The sequence below is a fragment of the Vibrio sp. YT-15 genome (assembly GCF_033337445.1).
Classification (GTDB): Bacteria; Pseudomonadota; Gammaproteobacteria; order Enterobacterales; family Vibrionaceae; genus Vibrio; species Vibrio alginolyticus.
The window spans coordinates 25,018-42,172 of the sequence record NZ_JAWOQR010000013.1 but is presented as its reverse complement, the minus strand read 5'-3'; the positions used below and the strand labels follow the sequence as shown (position 1 = coordinate 42,172).

The 17,155-nt window shown below is 40.4% G+C and carries 21 protein-coding genes; 14 read left to right on the top strand and 7 right to left on the bottom strand.

The window, feature by feature from the left end:
* A complete protein-coding gene (locus R7D93_RS19840; RefSeq protein WP_225477999.1) occupies window positions 1–219 on the top strand; it encodes a hypothetical protein in 219 nt (72 codons plus the stop codon).
* Window positions 220–285: 66 nt separating this feature from the next.
* Here the strand turns inward: R7D93_RS19840 and R7D93_RS19835 are convergent, their stop codons facing one another.
* Together R7D93_RS19835 and R7D93_RS19830 are read right to left on the bottom strand one after the other, a co-directional pair.
* On the bottom strand, window positions 286–933 hold the full coding sequence (locus R7D93_RS19835) for a hypothetical protein (RefSeq protein ID WP_225478000.1): 648 nt from the start codon (window positions 931–933) through the stop codon (window positions 286–288).
* Between the two features lie 55 nt (window positions 934–988).
* Entirely contained in the window at window positions 989–1,873 is an 885-nt protein-coding gene (locus tag R7D93_RS19830; protein WP_225478001.1) for a DNA replication terminus site-binding protein, read from the bottom strand.
* Window positions 1,874–2,361: 488 nt separating this feature from the next.
* On the opposite strand from R7D93_RS19830, the gene R7D93_RS19825 reads away from it, so the two are divergent.
* Window positions 2,362–2,940, top strand: a complete 579-nt coding sequence (locus R7D93_RS19825) for an OmpA family protein (protein WP_189338761.1) — start codon at window positions 2,362–2,364, stop codon at window positions 2,938–2,940.
* Between the two features lie 37 nt (window positions 2,941–2,977).
* On the opposite strand, the gene R7D93_RS19820 is transcribed toward R7D93_RS19825, so the two are convergent.
* Window positions 2,978–3,304, bottom strand: coding sequence for a hypothetical protein (locus tag R7D93_RS19820; protein ID WP_169600725.1), 327 nt, complete (start codon window positions 3,302–3,304; stop codon window positions 2,978–2,980).
* Window positions 3,305–3,616: 312 nt separating this feature from the next.
* Between R7D93_RS19820 and R7D93_RS19815 the strand changes: the two genes are divergently transcribed.
* The gene (locus R7D93_RS19815) at window positions 3,617–4,030 is read left to right on the top strand and encodes a hypothetical protein (RefSeq protein WP_225478002.1); all 414 of its coding nucleotides are present in this window, start codon (window positions 3,617–3,619) and stop codon (window positions 4,028–4,030) included.
* Window positions 4,031–4,084: 54 nt separating this feature from the next.
* Here the strand turns inward: R7D93_RS19815 and R7D93_RS19810 are convergent, their stop codons facing one another.
* Entirely contained in the window at window positions 4,085–4,405 is a 321-nt protein-coding gene (locus R7D93_RS19810) for a hypothetical protein (RefSeq protein ID WP_225478003.1), read from the bottom strand.
* A 313-nt stretch (window positions 4,406–4,718) separates the two neighbouring features.
* Here R7D93_RS19810 and R7D93_RS19805 point away from each other — a divergent pair, with 313 nt between their 5' ends.
* The 4 genes from R7D93_RS19805 (at window position 4,719) to R7D93_RS19790 (ending at window position 7,832) form a co-directional block, all read left to right on the top strand.
* Window positions 4,719–5,882, top strand: a complete 1,164-nt coding sequence (locus tag R7D93_RS19805; protein WP_225478004.1) for a hypothetical protein — start codon at window positions 4,719–4,721, stop codon at window positions 5,880–5,882.
* Window positions 5,883–5,950: 68 nt separating this feature from the next.
* Window positions 5,951–6,460: a hypothetical protein gene (locus R7D93_RS19800; protein ID WP_053411085.1), complete on the top strand. Its 510-nt coding sequence runs from the start codon at window positions 5,951–5,953 to the stop codon at window positions 6,458–6,460.
* A gap of 9 nt (window positions 6,461–6,469) precedes the next feature.
* Window positions 6,470–6,940, top strand: coding sequence for a hypothetical protein (locus R7D93_RS19795; protein WP_225478005.1), 471 nt, complete (start codon window positions 6,470–6,472; stop codon window positions 6,938–6,940).
* Between the two features lie 16 nt (window positions 6,941–6,956).
* On the top strand, window positions 6,957–7,832 hold the full coding sequence (locus R7D93_RS19790) for a hypothetical protein (RefSeq protein WP_276404800.1): 876 nt from the start codon (window positions 6,957–6,959) through the stop codon (window positions 7,830–7,832).
* A gap of 39 nt (window positions 7,833–7,871) precedes the next feature.
* On the opposite strand, the gene R7D93_RS19785 is transcribed toward R7D93_RS19790, so the two are convergent.
* A complete protein-coding gene (locus tag R7D93_RS19785; protein ID WP_225478007.1) occupies window positions 7,872–8,294 on the bottom strand; it encodes a hypothetical protein in 423 nt (140 codons plus the stop codon).
* A gap of 9 nt (window positions 8,295–8,303) precedes the next feature.
* Window positions 8,304–8,669: a hypothetical protein gene (locus tag R7D93_RS19780; RefSeq protein WP_225478008.1), complete on the bottom strand. Its 366-nt coding sequence runs from the start codon at window positions 8,667–8,669 to the stop codon at window positions 8,304–8,306.
* A 190-nt stretch (window positions 8,670–8,859) separates the two neighbouring features.
* On the opposite strand from R7D93_RS19780, the gene R7D93_RS19775 reads away from it, so the two are divergent.
* From R7D93_RS19775 to R7D93_RS19745, 7 genes are all read left to right on the top strand, one after another.
* Window positions 8,860–10,176, top strand: coding sequence for an EAL domain-containing protein (locus R7D93_RS19775; protein WP_225478009.1), 1,317 nt, complete (start codon window positions 8,860–8,862; stop codon window positions 10,174–10,176).
* A gap of 120 nt (window positions 10,177–10,296) precedes the next feature.
* Complete coding sequence (locus tag R7D93_RS19770) at window positions 10,297–12,204, top strand: methyl-accepting chemotaxis protein (RefSeq protein WP_276404799.1); 1,908 nt, start codon at window positions 10,297–10,299, stop codon at window positions 12,202–12,204.
* A 50-nt stretch (window positions 12,205–12,254) separates the two neighbouring features.
* Complete coding sequence (locus R7D93_RS19765) at window positions 12,255–13,571, top strand: PAS domain-containing methyl-accepting chemotaxis protein (protein WP_276404798.1); 1,317 nt, start codon at window positions 12,255–12,257, stop codon at window positions 13,569–13,571.
* Window positions 13,572–13,863: 292 nt separating this feature from the next.
* Complete coding sequence (locus tag R7D93_RS19760) at window positions 13,864–14,496, top strand: hypothetical protein (RefSeq protein WP_225478010.1); 633 nt, start codon at window positions 13,864–13,866, stop codon at window positions 14,494–14,496.
* A 170-nt stretch (window positions 14,497–14,666) separates the two neighbouring features.
* Window positions 14,667–15,230 carry a hypothetical protein gene (locus R7D93_RS19755; RefSeq protein WP_225478011.1) on the top strand — a complete coding sequence of 188 codons (564 nt, stop codon included), beginning with the start codon at window positions 14,667–14,669 and terminating at the stop codon, window positions 15,228–15,230.
* Window positions 15,231–15,242: 12 nt separating this feature from the next.
* Window positions 15,243–15,767 carry a hypothetical protein gene (locus R7D93_RS19750; RefSeq protein ID WP_225478012.1) on the top strand — a complete coding sequence of 175 codons (525 nt, stop codon included), beginning with the start codon at window positions 15,243–15,245 and terminating at the stop codon, window positions 15,765–15,767.
* The gene (locus R7D93_RS19745) at window positions 15,764–16,225 is read left to right on the top strand and encodes a hypothetical protein (RefSeq protein ID WP_225478013.1); all 462 of its coding nucleotides are present in this window, start codon (window positions 15,764–15,766) and stop codon (window positions 16,223–16,225) included. Before R7D93_RS19750 ends, R7D93_RS19745 begins: the two co-directional genes overlap by 4 nt.
* Window positions 16,226–16,305: 80 nt before the next feature.
* Here the strand turns inward: R7D93_RS19745 and R7D93_RS19740 are convergent, their stop codons facing one another.
* Window positions 16,306–17,124, bottom strand: coding sequence for a hypothetical protein (locus tag R7D93_RS19740; protein WP_225478014.1), 819 nt, complete (start codon window positions 17,122–17,124; stop codon window positions 16,306–16,308).
* Window positions 17,125–17,155: the final 31 nt, after the last annotated feature.

Here is a 17,155-nt window from a genome sequence, read left to right as displayed (position 1 = left end):
TTGAAAATCAAAGTTTTAGCAATGTTGTTCGTTATTATTGTCGGTAGTAATGTTTATGCCAGTTCGAATGAATCATTTATCGATCGTATTATGAATTATGGAAACGTGTTACCAAAGCCCTTAGCTGAAATTGACAATGAATATTTGAATGGTCATCTAAGCACTATCGTTGAACAAGGGTTGAATCTAAAAGACGAACTGTTTGATAGATTTCAATAGTATGAAGATCAAAAAAGCCACCGCGAGGGTGGCTTTTTACTTGTGGTAATATAATGACAAATATTCTTACTTTCTTAGGCGAGAGTATCCTAGAAAATCTGGCCAACTAGTCCATTCGTTGCTTTGGTCATAATGCTTGTCTGGGTTACATGGCACCACTGACAGGTTCTTAGGGTCGTTACGGCGACCTTCACGAAATTCTAGATAACTTTTGAACCCATAGCCTTTGACTAACTTCTTCGCTTCTTCAAAAGTCACATAAGCTGATTTTTTTGGGCACAATAATTCTGAAAACTTCACATCGTATTTTTTATCAGGGGCTGATGGAATGAAGCCTGGTCGCTTACCGGATTTAGAAATTTCACGAAACTGAGTGACCGTGTAAACTTTGTTATCAGCAAACCACTTCTTACATTCTGACATGTCGCAGAATTCATCTTTGATGATTTGTGTTGCTTTGGTTGCAGTGCCTAAGAAACTTGGCCAGCTGACCCACTGGTCTCTACGACCAAAATATTTTGATGGATCTCCCGGAATGTTGCGTGGACGAGGTGTGCCGCCTTTACGAACATTATGGAATCCGAACCATTCACGCATGCTTTTGATGTTGTTCTCATGAGCGTACTGCTGAACTTCTTCGTAAGAAAGCATGTCCTCTGGAGTCGCCAGAGTGTCGGTATCTTTAGTTTCAATTGTACTAATTTCTTTATTCATATTCGTCACACTTCTTTTATCGAAGATCGGGCTAGGGTCTTCGTGTATTTGGACATTACTGCCTCTTTAGGTAGAGGTGTAGCCTTTTTATGATTGGCCTACCGCCAATCTTTGAGTCTGATCTTACACATCGTCTAAGCGATGAATCGTAATCCAACAGAGGACTGACGGTTACGGGTTGATCTTGAACAATAATTATGGGGAGATGCGCGCTTAATTGGGGCGTTTCCTCACAATCAGTATTTACGGCTGCACTTACCCTAACTGGGCGTTTGATACGTAACTCCGAACCAGCGGGTAGACGCTGAATATCGGTAACTTCCCCATTCAAAAATGACTCCCATTCTCTGGGGTCTTTCCCTTTAGGTGGATGCTTGATTTGCTTCTTAATGGAAGCAATTACTTCATCCTTGTTTGTTTTGTACGTAACGAACTTATTCGTCCAGAAAAAGCCCATGTAGCTTATGTTTTCGACAGCATACAAACTACGGTATAGCTGCTTAGTTATCAATCCAGGAAATAGCGAATGAACAATGTCATGCTTTTTCTTGGGGCCATCTATTTTTAGCACTGCAGACTTGAATAAGTCCTTATGCTTATTAATGCGGCCGATAATTTCTTTTATGTTGCTATTAGAACTTCCCACTTGTATGTAGCCGGGTAGTCTAAAAACAACTTTGGTCGAGATACCTTCTTCGCCGTACAATTTTTTGTAAGAACGAAGTCCTTCATAAAGTGCGAATTCGTCTTTTATCGATTCGACTGGAATTTCGGTAACATCGACATGCTCTTTTGCTTTTGGAACTGTTGGTAGCTTGTAGACTTCCGCACCAATGAGATCTGATGCATTTATGGAATCACTCAACTCAACAAAGAGCTCATTTATGATTCCCATTTGATTTAAAAGTTCTTGTTTGATCTTTAAATCTGCATCAGCCATTCATAAACCTACTAAGAAACTACTCATTCCAAAAGCTATGTATGTAATCTATACACATTTTGTCTAACTTGTAACCTTATAATATCCCAATCTGTATAATTATGTTGTCTAATTTTTAAGATATTTAACGTAAATCACTAAATTTATGGGAAATTATTGCTTTTTCATATCAGTTTCAAAAACTGTCTGTAGTAGTGCTACGAGCAGTGTTTAATTATCTGCAAATTTCATTACGGTTTCAATACAGTTAGTTTGTAAAAGGATGTAAATACTAAGCGTTTTATAAAGTTAGTCGTGTCATTAAACAGTAAACATTTCGAAATAAACCCGTGGTATCTCCATATACACTTGTTTTTACTTAACAATTCTCATGCCAAACACAATCGATTTAAAAAAGTTTTCACCTTCAATCATAAGCGTTAGAATGTGATTAAAATTATTGGAGATTGAGGTTTACGTTTGAAATGAGGATAGTTCACACGAGTTTTTTGATAAGTCTAATCTTATCGACATCTGGCTGTAGCCTTTTTCAGCCACCAGCAGATGAATCTCAAGAAGAACCAATGACATCTGTCGGACAACTAACAGGTCCTGAACACTTGTTTGAGGATAACAACCAGAATTACATGCAAGAACAAATGGCTAAGAACCAAGCAGCTAAAATGACTCGAAGTGAGCAGATTGAACTGGCGGTTGAAGCGGCAGTTAGTGACAGGGTAGAACCAATCCTGTTGTCGCAACCACCTCAACACACAGTTTATTTCACATTTAGTTCATCTGTAGTTGAGCAGAAATGGAATGAACAACTCAAGCAGCATGTGAACTATCTTTCATCTGATAAAAGCATCCGTCTTTTAGTGGCTGGCTTTACTGATTCGAAAGGCTCTGCCGACTTTAACTTAAAGCTTGGTCAGCTGCGGTCTAACAATGTTTGTAAAATGCTCGAAACTCTAGGAGCACGAAAAGAACAGTTAACTTGTGTGAGCTATGGAGAAACACATCCTGCAGATCCTGGTAGTTCAGATGAAGCTCGAGCGCGAAACCGTAGGGTCGAATTGCTTTACTAGAAATATAAAGGCGCTCAACCAGTTGAGCGCCTTTAAGCTAGTTTGGGTTTGCGAAAATTGGCTGAATAAGCCTTGATTTGCATAAACGATGGACTTCATCAATTACGTGATGACCGTGTTCTGAAATGATGATCGCGTTCGTGTCTTCATCACGAGTTAAATGACCAGCCTCAAGCAGTCGATTGATTATCGAATTACCAAAGTCTGAATCTTCGTTGTGAGTAGCGAACATTGCTAAATCTTCATCACTTACAGATGTTTGCTCATGTACATAAGCGATCGTCATGTATTCTTTTAATGTCATATTCCCAGTACCTAGACGACGGTCTAGTGCACTGATAGCTCCAAGCCATGCAGAAACCATTTCAACTCCTTAATACTTCGATTTTAATAACAAGCGTTTTATAAGTGTAATCATATGACAACATACTTCTTTTGTCATTGACTTGATTATCCTATTACGTATGTCATTGGCAGTTATGCGCTATGTATCAACTAGTTGTCTTTTAATTGGTAAGGCTGTTTTGTAGAGAAATTATTCAGTTAATTATCAATATAAATTTTTTTGATAGTCGAAGCGTTAAATTTCTTAATGTTTTTGGTAGTATGACCACGATTTCAATCAAGAGCGTTACTAAATGACAATCTTAAAACCAATTTGCTATGGGGCTGTCGTGTGAAGTTGTTTATAGATTTAAAACTAATTGCATTAGGGCTAGCTATTGGCTGGGCTGCTAAGAATGTAGTTAGCAACGTTACACAGAATTATGCGGTATATGGATTCTTAGACCGTCAAATTGATTGGTCAATTCTAAAGCCTACTTCAATGCAAGATTGGCCCTCGGTTGACGCCAGGGTAGAGCTATCTCCGAAAATGGATGGCAAGGGTAACGATTCATGTTTGTTTGTGTTACCAGTCAAGCCAGAATATTCAATCGTTTCAAAACTAGAAGATGGAACCAAGTTGTGCTGTAGCGTTTCGGACAGCTCTGTGTTTGTACCTTACAGAGAGACAGAAGAGGCTACCGAGTACTTCTGTGGTAATTACCCAAACCAGCAAATTGTTCGCGTCCTTAAAAACCAACCCTAAAGCAGATTTGCTTAGGGTTGGAACAAACTTTTGAAATAAACCTAATAGAACAAATCAAGTGTTCAAGTTATTTTGTAGCTGCGGGTCTTTTGGAGGAATGATCACAACAGTTGGGTGTTTGTCTTTGATGCCAGCGAGCGTCTGAACTGCATTGTCTAAGTTATCAGTCATGCCCGGCCAGAAACCTATCTCTACTTCCTGCTCCTTTTTCTTAGCAATAAGTTCTATATAAAAATATACAAGAGTTGAAAGTGCCACTCGAAAGCCTCGAATAGCTGCTACAATCTCGAACCCTTCTTGTTGTGCGTCCATTAGACGATCTTCAATGGCCAATGGAGGCATCTCCTGTTCTGGTTTTTCAAGTGTTTGCTTCATATTAACTTTTCTTATTCTCTATACACGATTAAATACATGTATTGTGCTTCTCTATGCCTATGGTGTGGCACTATCGCACTAAGTGACAGTTGCAAATGGGCAACCAGTTAAGGCTATTATCAAATTATTTTTTTCTAGTTGTGATGATTTTTCTATGCAATGTAAGGGCATTAAATCAGCCTCTACTACCCTAAATGCAAGTGATTATTACTTTTGGTCTAGTGCAATACTACCACTCGAATTTTCGCATATTACCTGTTAAACAATTTCAAACGCTTTATAATGATTACGAAGTAGTCAGGAGGGTTTGCAAGTGTCAAACAGGCTAAATACGTATCTATCCGAAAAGTTTTATCCGTTGTACAAGTTAACTAGAAACGATCTGTTTAATGGATTGCGACCGATTGAAAAGAGTGATGGTAAATCATGTAGCCTCGTATGCCCGTCTTGTTGGGGTAATAATGCCTTCCATTACTTTGGTACCGCAAGCATTCGCTGTAATAGCTGTCATCAACACACAACGCTAGTAAGCGCTTTATGCCTACTAGACGAGGTAACAGAACAAGAGGCAGCTAAACGTCTACTTGAGAGTGCTGGATTTGCGTTACCACCGATAGTTGACATTACTGCAGAGCCCCACGATAAAGCAGAAACTGAATCTAAAAAATCATCCGCGATTACAACCAGATGGCTGCTTGACCAATTACGTCTGTGGCTAAAAGATAATGATGACGCTATAGAATCTTTATTGAGCAGTGGTTGGGAGAAGGAATTACTGTTCAAAGCGCCAATTGGGTACCTTCCGTCAAGTAGAGCAATTCAAAATGTTGTGACGGATAGACTTCCTACGTCCCTTTATAAGTCTGTACGCAAGATTAAAAACGGTATAGTTGTACCTTGGGTACTACCAAATCACGATGTATTCCTATGGGGTTACAATGATTCCCTCCAACAAAACCAACCTAGTTTTGATATTAGCATCAAGCCCAGTTCACCTTGTCATTTGAACCACCCGGTCAATTTAAAGTCTGAGTGGCTTCTTGTTGTCGAAGACCCGATTTTGGCAAGTCTCTTGTTAGCAAGGCGAATCCCCGCTTGTGCTGTTGGTGATGAATCGTTGAGTGAGTTAAGCAGCAAAGGGTTGCAAGGCGTTAAAAAATCAATATTTATCCTCGCGGAAGCGGATTCTGTAGCGGTGAAGAATATTCAGAAATACTCTCCAAATGCAAAGGTAGTTGAAGAGGTCAAACCGATAGCATTTGGTCCTTATCATGGGGCTTACTATCGTAGGTTTACGAAGTGGCATGTATCTCGATTTAAGAAAATAGCCACAGTTGTACCGAATAACGTCCTTAGTGACGAACAAATCATATTAATGCTATCCGCTTTAGTAGATGCAGAAATGTCCTTTGACGAAGCAGTAGAAGTGCTTGAAATCAAAACCGGTAAAAGAGTCACCATCGCCCAGGTTAAATGATAGGTATTGTGCAATATGCATGATAGCTGATACTGGAAAAAACAATCGAAGAAGAGAATTAATAAAGGATGTTAGAGAAATTGAGCGATAACCAGATGCTCGCAGTTGCTGTCGTGTCACATGTTTACTACCACCGCGATCCGATGTCATTGATCGCAAATTCTGAAACAGATTCAGGGGTGGCGAAACTCAAGTTTTGGGTAGACACTCATAGCGGCCGCGTAACAAGCACACCATTAAATTCTCAAGTTCACTCACTACTCAAATCTCCGAGAGTTGAGCTGCCACATGTAGAAGTACCAATACACAGTATTGCTCAAAGCAATGACATGACTATGCCGTCTGGACGTCGAGGCTTTGTTCACTCTGTACTTAGTCATCTTGTAACAGCTCAATGGTCGAAAGAGGTTAAGTTAGAATCTATTGGCTTGACATCAGAGGACTGCAAAAATCTGAGAAGCAAGCTACTTACACCGAAGGTTACGCCAAGAGGAACAGAATGCGCTCAGCAAGTCTTGGATAATGTAATCTTGCCAGTGTTAATAAATGACATGCCATCAGACTCAAAAGTGCACTAGGACGAAAAGATGTTAGTACTTCCATTCCACACTCAGATTAATGGCCAGAAGGTTTTTGGTTTTAGCGTATCTGCCGTTTCTAAAGCTTTCTTATGTCTTTCTGGGTTTTTAGGGTTCGTATGCTTAAGCAGCGCTTATCATTCGATGCTCTATGGTTATACGATGCCGAACTGGGCTATTCCAATATTCATGTTGTCTGTTATTCCCTTTGGTTATCGAAAGCACATTGGTCTGAACACAGAGAAAACTCACTTACTAATCCAGAGTAGGGTTTTCGGACTAAAGCTAGGCGATAAGAAACAGCAAGTGAGCGCACCATTTGAAGAGTTTAACCTTGTAGAAACAGGGGCGTTAGACAAGCAGTATTACTTTGTAATAAGCAATGATCATTTGAATGAATCTGTGTTCTATTGCAAAGTAAATGATAAGAAAAAGAATGAAATAGCAACAAAGATTAGTTGTTTGCTGGGATTAAAATAAAAAGACGGATGTAACTATGAAAAAGCAAGGGTTGTTTGTAGTCGGATTGTCACTATTGGCTTTAAATGGGTGCTCAACGACAAGCGAGAAAAAAGTTCGAATGTGTTTGGGTGAGCCCTGCATCCAAGAAAGGAAACCTGTAGAAAAGCCAACGTTCTACGTTACTGAAACCGAAGAGAACTACACTCACTTCGATGATGGTTCAGTAAGCTCACATAAATTAGAGAAAGGGCTGTACCGCCTAAGAGAATATTTCAACCGTGATGGTTCTATCCAAACGAGAGAAGCTAAATTTCTTGACCCGGAGCGCGGCTCATTAAACCAGAAACTAACTGGTCGTCAGCTCAAATTTAATGGTGACGGCTTTGTTGCAAGCGCAGAATATGGATATAACCTTGAGTTTAACGAACCAACACAGTTCGATAACTTCTGGCTTAAAGAGTCAGAATCACTCTATGGATTACCAAAACCTGCATTCAGCGCCAACGATGACTACATCGCAATACTATATGCGAACAGAGAGAACCAATACACTGACTATGGTGCCCGATTTGGGATTGTAAACCTAGAAAAACCGACATGCTCTGTAAGCAACATAAGCAATACTGTTTATGGAAAAGTTTACGGTAGAGACATTACTTTCAGTCAACACTGCGCGAAGGTTGGTAATAAGGTTGCGTTGATCTACAAGCCAGCTTCCAAAGCTGATGCACAAAACATGATTAATGCGATTATTAGGCCTATTGCACGGGCAAAGGTCGTGGATGGCGTTAAGTTAGAAAAGGTATACATCGAGGTGCAAGGTAAGCGGGTATCTTTTGATGTTCGAGGTTGGGATCAGTACTTCATCAAGAATGGGGAAAATAACGGTTCTCCTTACAGATTGTTTTAAACATAACAACACAAAAAAGGTGCCGATTGGCACCTTTTTTTATCCCTGCACATCTATGAAAAGCATGTTTGTAAAGGTATCAAGTGACTGTCCTGTAAATATGGATAAAGCGTAGAAAGGTAGCTTCATATAAAAAAGGGCAACCGTATCTGATAGGACTGGAGCAATAAGGAATGCTGCAATCAGGACTACTGATAAGATGTACGGGTCGGTTGAATACTCATTCGCTGGTGGCATTTCCTTTAGAGCAATGGCAATCATTACAGTAATCACCCAAGTTAGGAAGCAACATAAAACAGTATCGAAAGTGTTCATGTCACCAGAGAAGAACCACATTGAAAAGAGTATCGCTCCCCCCGTTAAAACCACCAGCATTTGGCCAACAGTTCGTTCAACCTTACCCGGATAGCGCAAACGGACAATATGGTTAGGTGCTGCTGATTTGCCTTGATCAGAATTCATATTCACACCTTACTTGACCAAAACACATAGAGAACCATCAACCATTGCTTCATCGAGCAATTGGACCGATTTTTTCATGCCGGTTGCGATTGTTTCAGTATTCATGTTGTATTGGCTGTCTACCGCGCCGTCACGTGCGATAGTTTTTGCACTCTCCGAACCAGAAACATCAACCTTGTTAAAGCCTCGGCCTTGGTCTTCTGACGCGAACTGCAAAGCCACCTTACGAGCCATATCGATGTTAGCGCCGGCTGGGACGCAATAAACAGATTGCCCCGCAGGAGTGCTCGAAACCCACTCGGGGATTTTTTTTGCAAGTACAGGGGCTGAAACTAACGTCAAAGTTACCAGGACTGTGCTTAGGGTTTTGTTCATTATTTATACCTAACTCTGTGTTTTATATTGACATTGAAACTCAAAACAATTTAAAACCAGTAAGTTTTAAATCAGCAAACTTTTCTCTGTTATACACCGTCTGTGAATATCTTCAACAGCAAAGTCTTACGCTCTTAAAAAACTTTGTATATAATCATTCTGTACGTTGTTCCACTACGAGCAGAATTCAATGATTGAAGACGAGACAGTAATTTTGGATAAGAGTAAGCAAGGCAAAAATAGAGCCGTCAAAGCTCCACTGAGTGAGTTAGTTTCTCCTATCCAGAAGGTGTTAGATCGTCGGGAGTTTTTCAGTGAAATTGAATTGCTCATTTCATTCAAACAACGGTTCTTCTTGCTGGCTTTAAAGGTAAGTAACCAAGACCGGTTGAACGAAGAATATGGCTACATAGAAACAGAAAAACAGATTGAGATGGTTCAACCTTGGATTATAGAGGTCATCAGTAAGCTCGTATCACCAGAAAACTTCACCCTGTCAAAAGTCGAATCAGATACTTTCTTCATATCACTGCATGACGATGTACCAAGGGAACGCATATCCAAAATCATTGACCATTTACTACAAACAGGAACTGGCCAAGACCTAAACACAATTCATTCAGCACCATCACTGATTCAACTCGCCGCCGGCCTTGGGGTTTATCCAGAAAGCGGTGACACCTTAAACCAGTTAATCAATAGTACTGTTGCCTCTTTAGCAAAATTCCGCAATTCAAGAGATCTCGGTGGAGATTCTGCATCCCATGCTATGGCCTTCTCACTGTACGACATTAAACGAGCTATCAGCCAAAAGCAGTTTCAACTCTGGTATCAGCCGAAGGTTGACCTGAAAACATCCACTGTAGTTGGTGTGGAAGCTCTTATCCGCTGGAATCACCCAGAGCTAGGCATTCTATTACCGCCGTACTTTCTGAACTGGGTAAATATGTATGGCCTAATGGGTGAGCTCAACAAGTGGATCATAGATACAGGCTTCGCTAAGTGTCGAGAGTTCTTGGATTCAGGTAAAGAGATAACAGTGGCCATGAACTTAGATGCCTCATGTCTATTGGATAAGAACAGCCTACTAAGCATTCAAAAAGCACAACGAAAATATAAAGTGCCACCGCATTTAATAGAGTTTGAAATCGTAGAGACTGTAGGCGTTAGAAAGGGTGACAAGGGGTTAGAAGTTCTTGCCGCCCTTAAAGCAAGAGGTTACCAAATTTCTATTGATGATTTTGGTACCGGTATGAGCAACATCTCGTATCTCATGTACATGCCAGCCAACATTGTGAAGCTGGACAGGATGTTTTGTAACAACATCGATGACGAGAAAATGATAGTACTAACGAAGGCCGCGATCGAGATGGCCAGCATCGTGGACATGTCAGTTGTAGCAGAAGGAATCGAAACCCAAGAGCAGTTAGATGCAATGTTAGCTCTTGGGTGTGATATAGGGCAGGGTTACTTCTTTGGTCGTCCTGCCCCGGACTATTCAATATAAGATCATACGCCAGAACTGAGCGATAGAACTCAGAACGGCAAAATTCCATAAACAAGTAGTTACTTTTAGGGGCCGCTGTCCCTAAGAGAACTATGCGTTTTATTTAGAGATGAGGAAACAATGAGCCAACTTGGATTTAAAAAAACGCTTATCCTAGCGATGTTATCGGTCATAACACTGGCTGTGGGTGTGTCGAGTTATATTAACTTTACGAGTTACTACGACGACTTTAAAGATTCCATATACAGCAACACAGAGTTTATGGTTGCTGCAGAAAAGAACGCAATCACGAAATATCTAGAGAACAAAGCCGCAACCGTTGAGCAGGTTGCCAATGAATATGCTCGATATGGGCATACGGATAATCATGCAGAAAGAATGAGATTGGCGGCAGTAGCCGGTGACATCCCGAATTTAACAGTTGGATTTTCAAACGGTGATGCATTTTGCTCAGCTGATGTACCAGGATGGACCAATCACAAAAATCCACCTTCCTATGACCCTCGAAAACGCCCTTGGTACCAAAGTGCGATGGCCACTAGTGGATTGATTTATACAGACCCATACGAAGATGCCACGACGAAGGAGCTGATGGTTTCCATAGGTATGAAAGCTGACCGTAATGGCGTGGTACTAGCGGATATTCCCCTCACCATCCTTTCAGATGCAGTAAAGAAATTCGCCACTGATAGCCTTATATCTCTAATCGTAGATGAACAAGGGAATGTATTGACGAGTAGTTCAAAGTATGTGAAAAACGGACAGAACATTGCGAAAGACTCTTCGCTGCGCGAAGTGAGTAAACAACTTGGAAGCCGCGGCGCCTCGGTAGTTGATTACACGATCGATGGAACGGATAAAGTAATGTTCATCGACGAAATTATCTTTGGTGATAAACGTTGGTATTTAATGGTTGGAATGGACAAAGATAAGGTGTTTGAGAAGCTCAACGCCACAAAAAATCACTCAATCATCATAACTATCATATGTGCGGTATTAAGCATCGTTGCCACGATGGTCGTTCTGAATCTGCTATACAAACCGATTATTGCTCTTAAAGATACCATTCAAAACCTATCAAGTGGGGATGGTGATCTTACACAGCGTCTTGATGTTAAAACTGATGACGATATTGGCGCTATAGCTAAAGGGATAAACGAATTTATCGCGCAGCTGCAGAACCTAATGATTCAAGTTCAAGAGGTTGCAAAAGAATTAGAGTCCAATGCTTCTGAGCTAAAAATGTCATCGTCGGATAACAGTCATGTGCTTGGTCAACACGCTCAAGAGACAGACATGATTGTCACCGCTATTGAAGAAATGAGCGCGACAGCTAATACGGTTGCACAAAACGCTAGTGAGTCATCAGCTCAAACCCAAGATGCTGCGACCATTGGTGAAGCATCGATTAAGGTTCTAGACGAGGCAAAAGCAAATGTTTCTCAGTTGGTGTCAAACGTTGAGAAAACCAGTAGCCAAATGAGCCACCTAACAAAAGAAACTGAAAGCATCAGCGGAATTTTAAATGTGATTGGTGATATTGCCGATCAGACAAACCTGCTGGCTCTTAACGCAGCAATTGAGGCAGCTCGAGCAGGTGAGCAAGGTCGCGGTTTCGCTGTGGTAGCTGATGAAGTTAGAGCTCTAGCAAAACGTACTCAAGAAAGCACTGTTGAAGTTGAGAATGCCTTAAGTCGACTTTTGGCGGGTAACAATGATGTATTGGGTTTGATGGAATCTACACGAATGGAAAGCCAGAAAACACTTGATAGCACTGAGTCAGTCAACGCTACGTTGAACGAACTGGTCACACAAATCATGTCTGTGAAAGACCTGTCTTTCCAGATCGCCACTGCAGCCGAGGAACAGTCATCGGTAACTGGTGAAGTGAACCAGAACATGAGCGCGATTCAAGACATTGTTCGTTCCCTAAATGAGAACGGAGAAAGTGTTGTAAGTCAGTCAGATGAAATTTCAGCAATGAACCAAAAGCTCAATGCAATCGTAGGTCGATTCAAGCTGAACTAAAGTGCGGTTGCTGGTGGCCTCAGATACGAATAGTAATTTAGGTGTATTCTATGTTCTTTAATACTGCTTTAAAAAATGAGCTAGAAGCGACAAAAGAGAAACTTTTCTCGTTAGAACAAGTAAGTGAGGGTATTCAGAAGGATTTGCTTACTCTTACACTGGATTCAAGCGGAAAGATAACTTCTGCCAACGAAAAGTTTTTATCTCAACTAGAGTTAGACATTTACGAAATTTTGGATATGCCAATTGGAGAATTGGCACCAAAAAATTGTAGATCAACAGATCATTATAAAAGCATGGTAGCTTCACTTTCGGCTAAGCGTATTTGGAATGGCGCTATGCAGATTCAAGCTCGTGGCCAAAGTGAGGTTTGGTTGCGAGTATTGATACTCCCAGTATTTGACACAAAAGGAGTGTTGATTCAGTTTTCGGTCATTGCATCAGAATTGACGCGTACCATAACAACGTCACGTGAACATGCTGATTTGCTCAAAGCTTTGAACAAGTCGATGGCTGTCATTGAGTTCACTCCAGAAGGAACAATACTGAATGCGAATTCTAACTTTCTTCGAGCAATGGGCTTTAATGACGTTACTCAAGTATCAGGTAAGCACCATCGCATTTTCTGCAGCCAGGATGAAGTTGATTCAGAAGCATACAGAGAATTTTGGCGAAAACTTGCTAAAGGTGAGTATGCTACCGGACGGTATAAGCGATTAGATAACTATGGGAATGTGGTTTGGTTAGAGGCTTCATATAATCCGATCTACAACGATAATGGTGAGCTCTATAAAGTAGTAAAGTTTGCGACTGTAATCACCAGTCAGGTTGAGCAGGAACAAGCAGTTTCAGAAGCGGCCCAAGTTGCGCATGATATATCGCAGGAAACTGGCAAACACACTGTTCACGGCAAAAATGTTGTCACCGATATCATTGAACAAATGGAAGACCTTGTTCATGAGATGAAACAAGCAAGCAATGACATTGAAGCTTTGAATGAGCACTCTAAGGCAATAAGCGATCTTGTTAGTAATATTGGCGGTATTGCTGACCAGACCAATCTTTTGGCACTTAATGCCGCGATAGAAGCAGCTCGAGCAGGCGAATACGGGAGAGGATTTGCAGTAGTCGCGGATGAAGTCAGAAAGCTTGCGGCAAGAACCAATGAGACAACAGAAACCATCGTTAATATGGTTTCTGAAAATTTAGACAGAACTACAAAGGCAGTGAGTTTGATTACTGACTGTCAAGCAAGGACAACAGAAGTGTTGGGGTTATCAACAGAAGCCGGCCAAGTGCTCAATGAAGTACAAAGCGGTGCGGATGAAGTCATTACTGTTGTTAGCCAATTAAACCAAAGACTTTAGTCAAATCAATATACAAATGCCAGAACCTGTTTACGGGAACTGGCATTTTTTGTCTAATAAAGTAGCACTACTGGTTGACATGGAAACTCCATGAGAACTATTATTTAGAGGCACCACCTGGCTTTGGGAAACCTAATAAGTGCACTTGGGAAGTCACACGCTATGAGAGCAAAAGTGAATACCCCAGAGAAACAGAACCCACTATTTCGCAGCATTTATCATTATTTGCTGACGCCGCTTGCTTAAATTCCCAACCTGCATATGTCAGCATAATTACTGATAAGGTTGCCTTATGAAAAACATAACTATCCAAAATAAAGCCATTCAACTAAAACTTGAGCTTGAAGATGGCTTGTCTCAACCACTACCTTTCGATCAATTATCAAGTGAACCTAACCGGGTTAAAGTACAGCTATCACATTGTTACGAACTGATCGCGGCCACATTAGGTTATCGTACGCATCCATCCATGAAAGCTGATGATTATGAATGGGATGACCATGAGTTATTCACAGAACGCTGGCGAGATGACGTGTACCAGAATCCACGCGTCAATCAAGCCATTGTAGATCGAATCAAGGATTTAAACTCGCCATCACTCAAAGCTGCTCCGGGATTTATTGTAACTGGGATAGTACAAGCTGTCTTAACTCCACCATGCAAAGATTGTGAGCACCAAGACCCGCGAGGTCAATTTGTCCATGATGAAAGTGGACAGGATCCAATTGACTTTGTTTGTAGGGATTGTGCGAGTGATGATGAAGAGTACGGCACTTGTATCTTTTGTGGTGACGGAATTTTATACCCGACATCTCTGTTAAATTCAGCAGGTGAATGTCCTGAGCATAAAGGAGAGTCTGACTTAGATGACGAAGAAAGAGAAGATTGGGACTCATATATAGAGTACCTCAATAAAGATTACTGATTTTCATATTTTTGAACGAATGGGCTCCGATTGGAGCCTTTTTTTATTGTTTATAGGGTAATTGTACAGAAAGGCACCCGGTATTAAGTAAGGCCATATCGTCGTACAAAATCGTTACATCACAATCTTTAAGTTGAAAGAGTGGAAAAATATCCAACGAACCAAACAGTATGAAAACCAGTAAGTTAGTTATAACCTTCGCAATCATCTTTAGTTCAAGTATCAGTTATGCGTCAACTGACACACACTTAGATAGCGTCACTCTTCCAGTAGAACAGGTATTAAAATCTCGCCATGATGATAGTGAGCTAGGTTATGTGCAGACAGGGCCACTTTTATCAGACCAAGGCAATATTGCTACCGATAACCAAGATGTCACAATAACTCTTCCGACGGATGCGGCATTCTCGGTACAAATTGAGGGGCAGGTAATTTCACCAGGTAGTTCACAAACATTTACCATACCGGCAGACGAATCGGGTAACGTTAAGTTTGGTGTTTTACCAAAACATATACTTCGTGATGGCAAAGTTAAATTTGGAATCGCTGTTGATGTTAAATCGAATTTGGATAGATTTTGGGAGACAGTAGATCCTGTTGTTGGTGATTGGGAGGACACTGGTGACGATAAAAACTATTCTGATTGGTCGCCTGTTGCCGGTAACCAGATGGCTAATTTCACACAAACGCGAACCCATTATGATCTAATGACGCGGAGCATTCAAAATCGATAATATGAACCAAATTTGGATGAATACCGGGACGTGGGTGAGCCTGTAAATGAAACACAGTTAGAAGAGGCGACTGATAGCCGTGATGTTATCGCGGCCTCAAGTGAATGGACTCCAAGCGGAGCTATTACTGATTGTTCTGATTGGTCACCAGATCCAAGTAGTATTCAAAGCGGAACTGCATTCGAGCAAACACAGACATGTAGCCAGAATAAAAGTCGAACATGGACTTACACAACTGGTGTTGATGTTATTCACCAACATGATCAGATCATTGCAGGCGAAGTCATAAACAAGAGACAAGCAACCGGTAGTAAGGTATCTGCAGTTTGGGTGCGATCGTCGACACTATATCCTTTTGACTGTGGGACTCTCTCAAACAGTAGTACAACCATAAAGGTCAAATCACTATCAAGCATGCCAGCGAATGGAAGTAGCTGTGACCCTAGCGTAAATACAAAGAAATACGTTCACGGTGAAGATGCAATGGGCGGTAATTCATACTGCACAGTTACTCAAGCTATTTGTACGTCTCAATGAAATTATTAGCAATGAATTTAAAAAAAATCTCTGGTTATTTTAAGTTGGTTTTTTTTGGAATTGAATCGCGCTATATGCAAAAGGGTGATTCAAAAAAAAGTGTGAATTTTGCATTCCATGCACTTTGTTTTGTTATTGCTCTGCTTCTTTCTCCATTATATCAACCTAACGTAAAAATAATTGGGGTGACTAGTGGGAGAGGCCCAGGTGCAGGAGGTGATTTTTTATCAATCTTAATGTTGATTGTATTGACTGCAATTCTTTACGCTGCACGATATAGAGGTAATTTCAAAACTAAACCTACCAGTAAAGTAGCTAGAGAATATAATGTACGTTCAGCAACATTAATATTTATATATTGCCTATTTTTCTATTCAATGCCCGTAATTAACAATTATTGCCACTACGGAATATTATATTTCAATCCATTCGAGTTACTAGTTATTGACGTTAGGTAATAAAATAAACGCCCATTTTCAATGGGCGTTTATATAGGGTTATCTTTCAATGAAAATATGACAAAGCAATGTTTTGTTAATTATCTCAAGCTGTTCAGTTTTTCAATCGCTTCATATTTTGCTTTGTTTGCAAAAGCTTCAAGAAAAGACATAAAATCAGCATCAGGATATGTTTCTAAGTATTTTGGATAGGCGTACTCATGCAATCCGTATATTAAATAGCCAATAAAACAAAGTATTGCAAGGACGATAAGCCATGCTACTACTTTCAAAATCCGCTTTTTTTTACCCTTTGATTTATTCCATAAGTAAACAAGAACTATGTTGAGGCAATTGATTAATGGGAAATAGAAACAAGTCCAGACTATGACCCAAGCGAAAAACTTATTCATGAAAAATAAATCGCTTAGGTATTCATCATAAAGTGAATCAGAGACACCCCAAGCTAAAATCAGGGTTGTTACTGCAAGTGGAGCCCAAAAGTAATGAAATATCTCGTTTGGGTTATCGTCATACTTTATAAATATTTCCTTATTGACAATAAATAATAAACCAACCAATGGAATAATAGAAAATAGATACTTTAATTCATCTATTGACCATACAAAGGAGAATGTTAGGTACATTGGTGATGCTACGAACACTAACACGAAAATTAAGAGCGCCAGATATATTGGCGCATACTGATTTGCAAGTGATGAAGCCATATTAAAGGTACGGGTTTCTTTGCTGCCGTCTGCGTGTGTAATAACCTGCTTGAAATCATGTACATAACGCTGACGTTCTGCCTCTTCTCTATAGGGGCGTACTTTTTCTTCGAAATGTTTATAAATCTTGACCGGATAAAACGTCAGAATAAATACTGTCCCGATAAAAGGAATTAATAAAAAAGGTAACAATTTACATCTCTCCTGATAAATTCAATGTTCT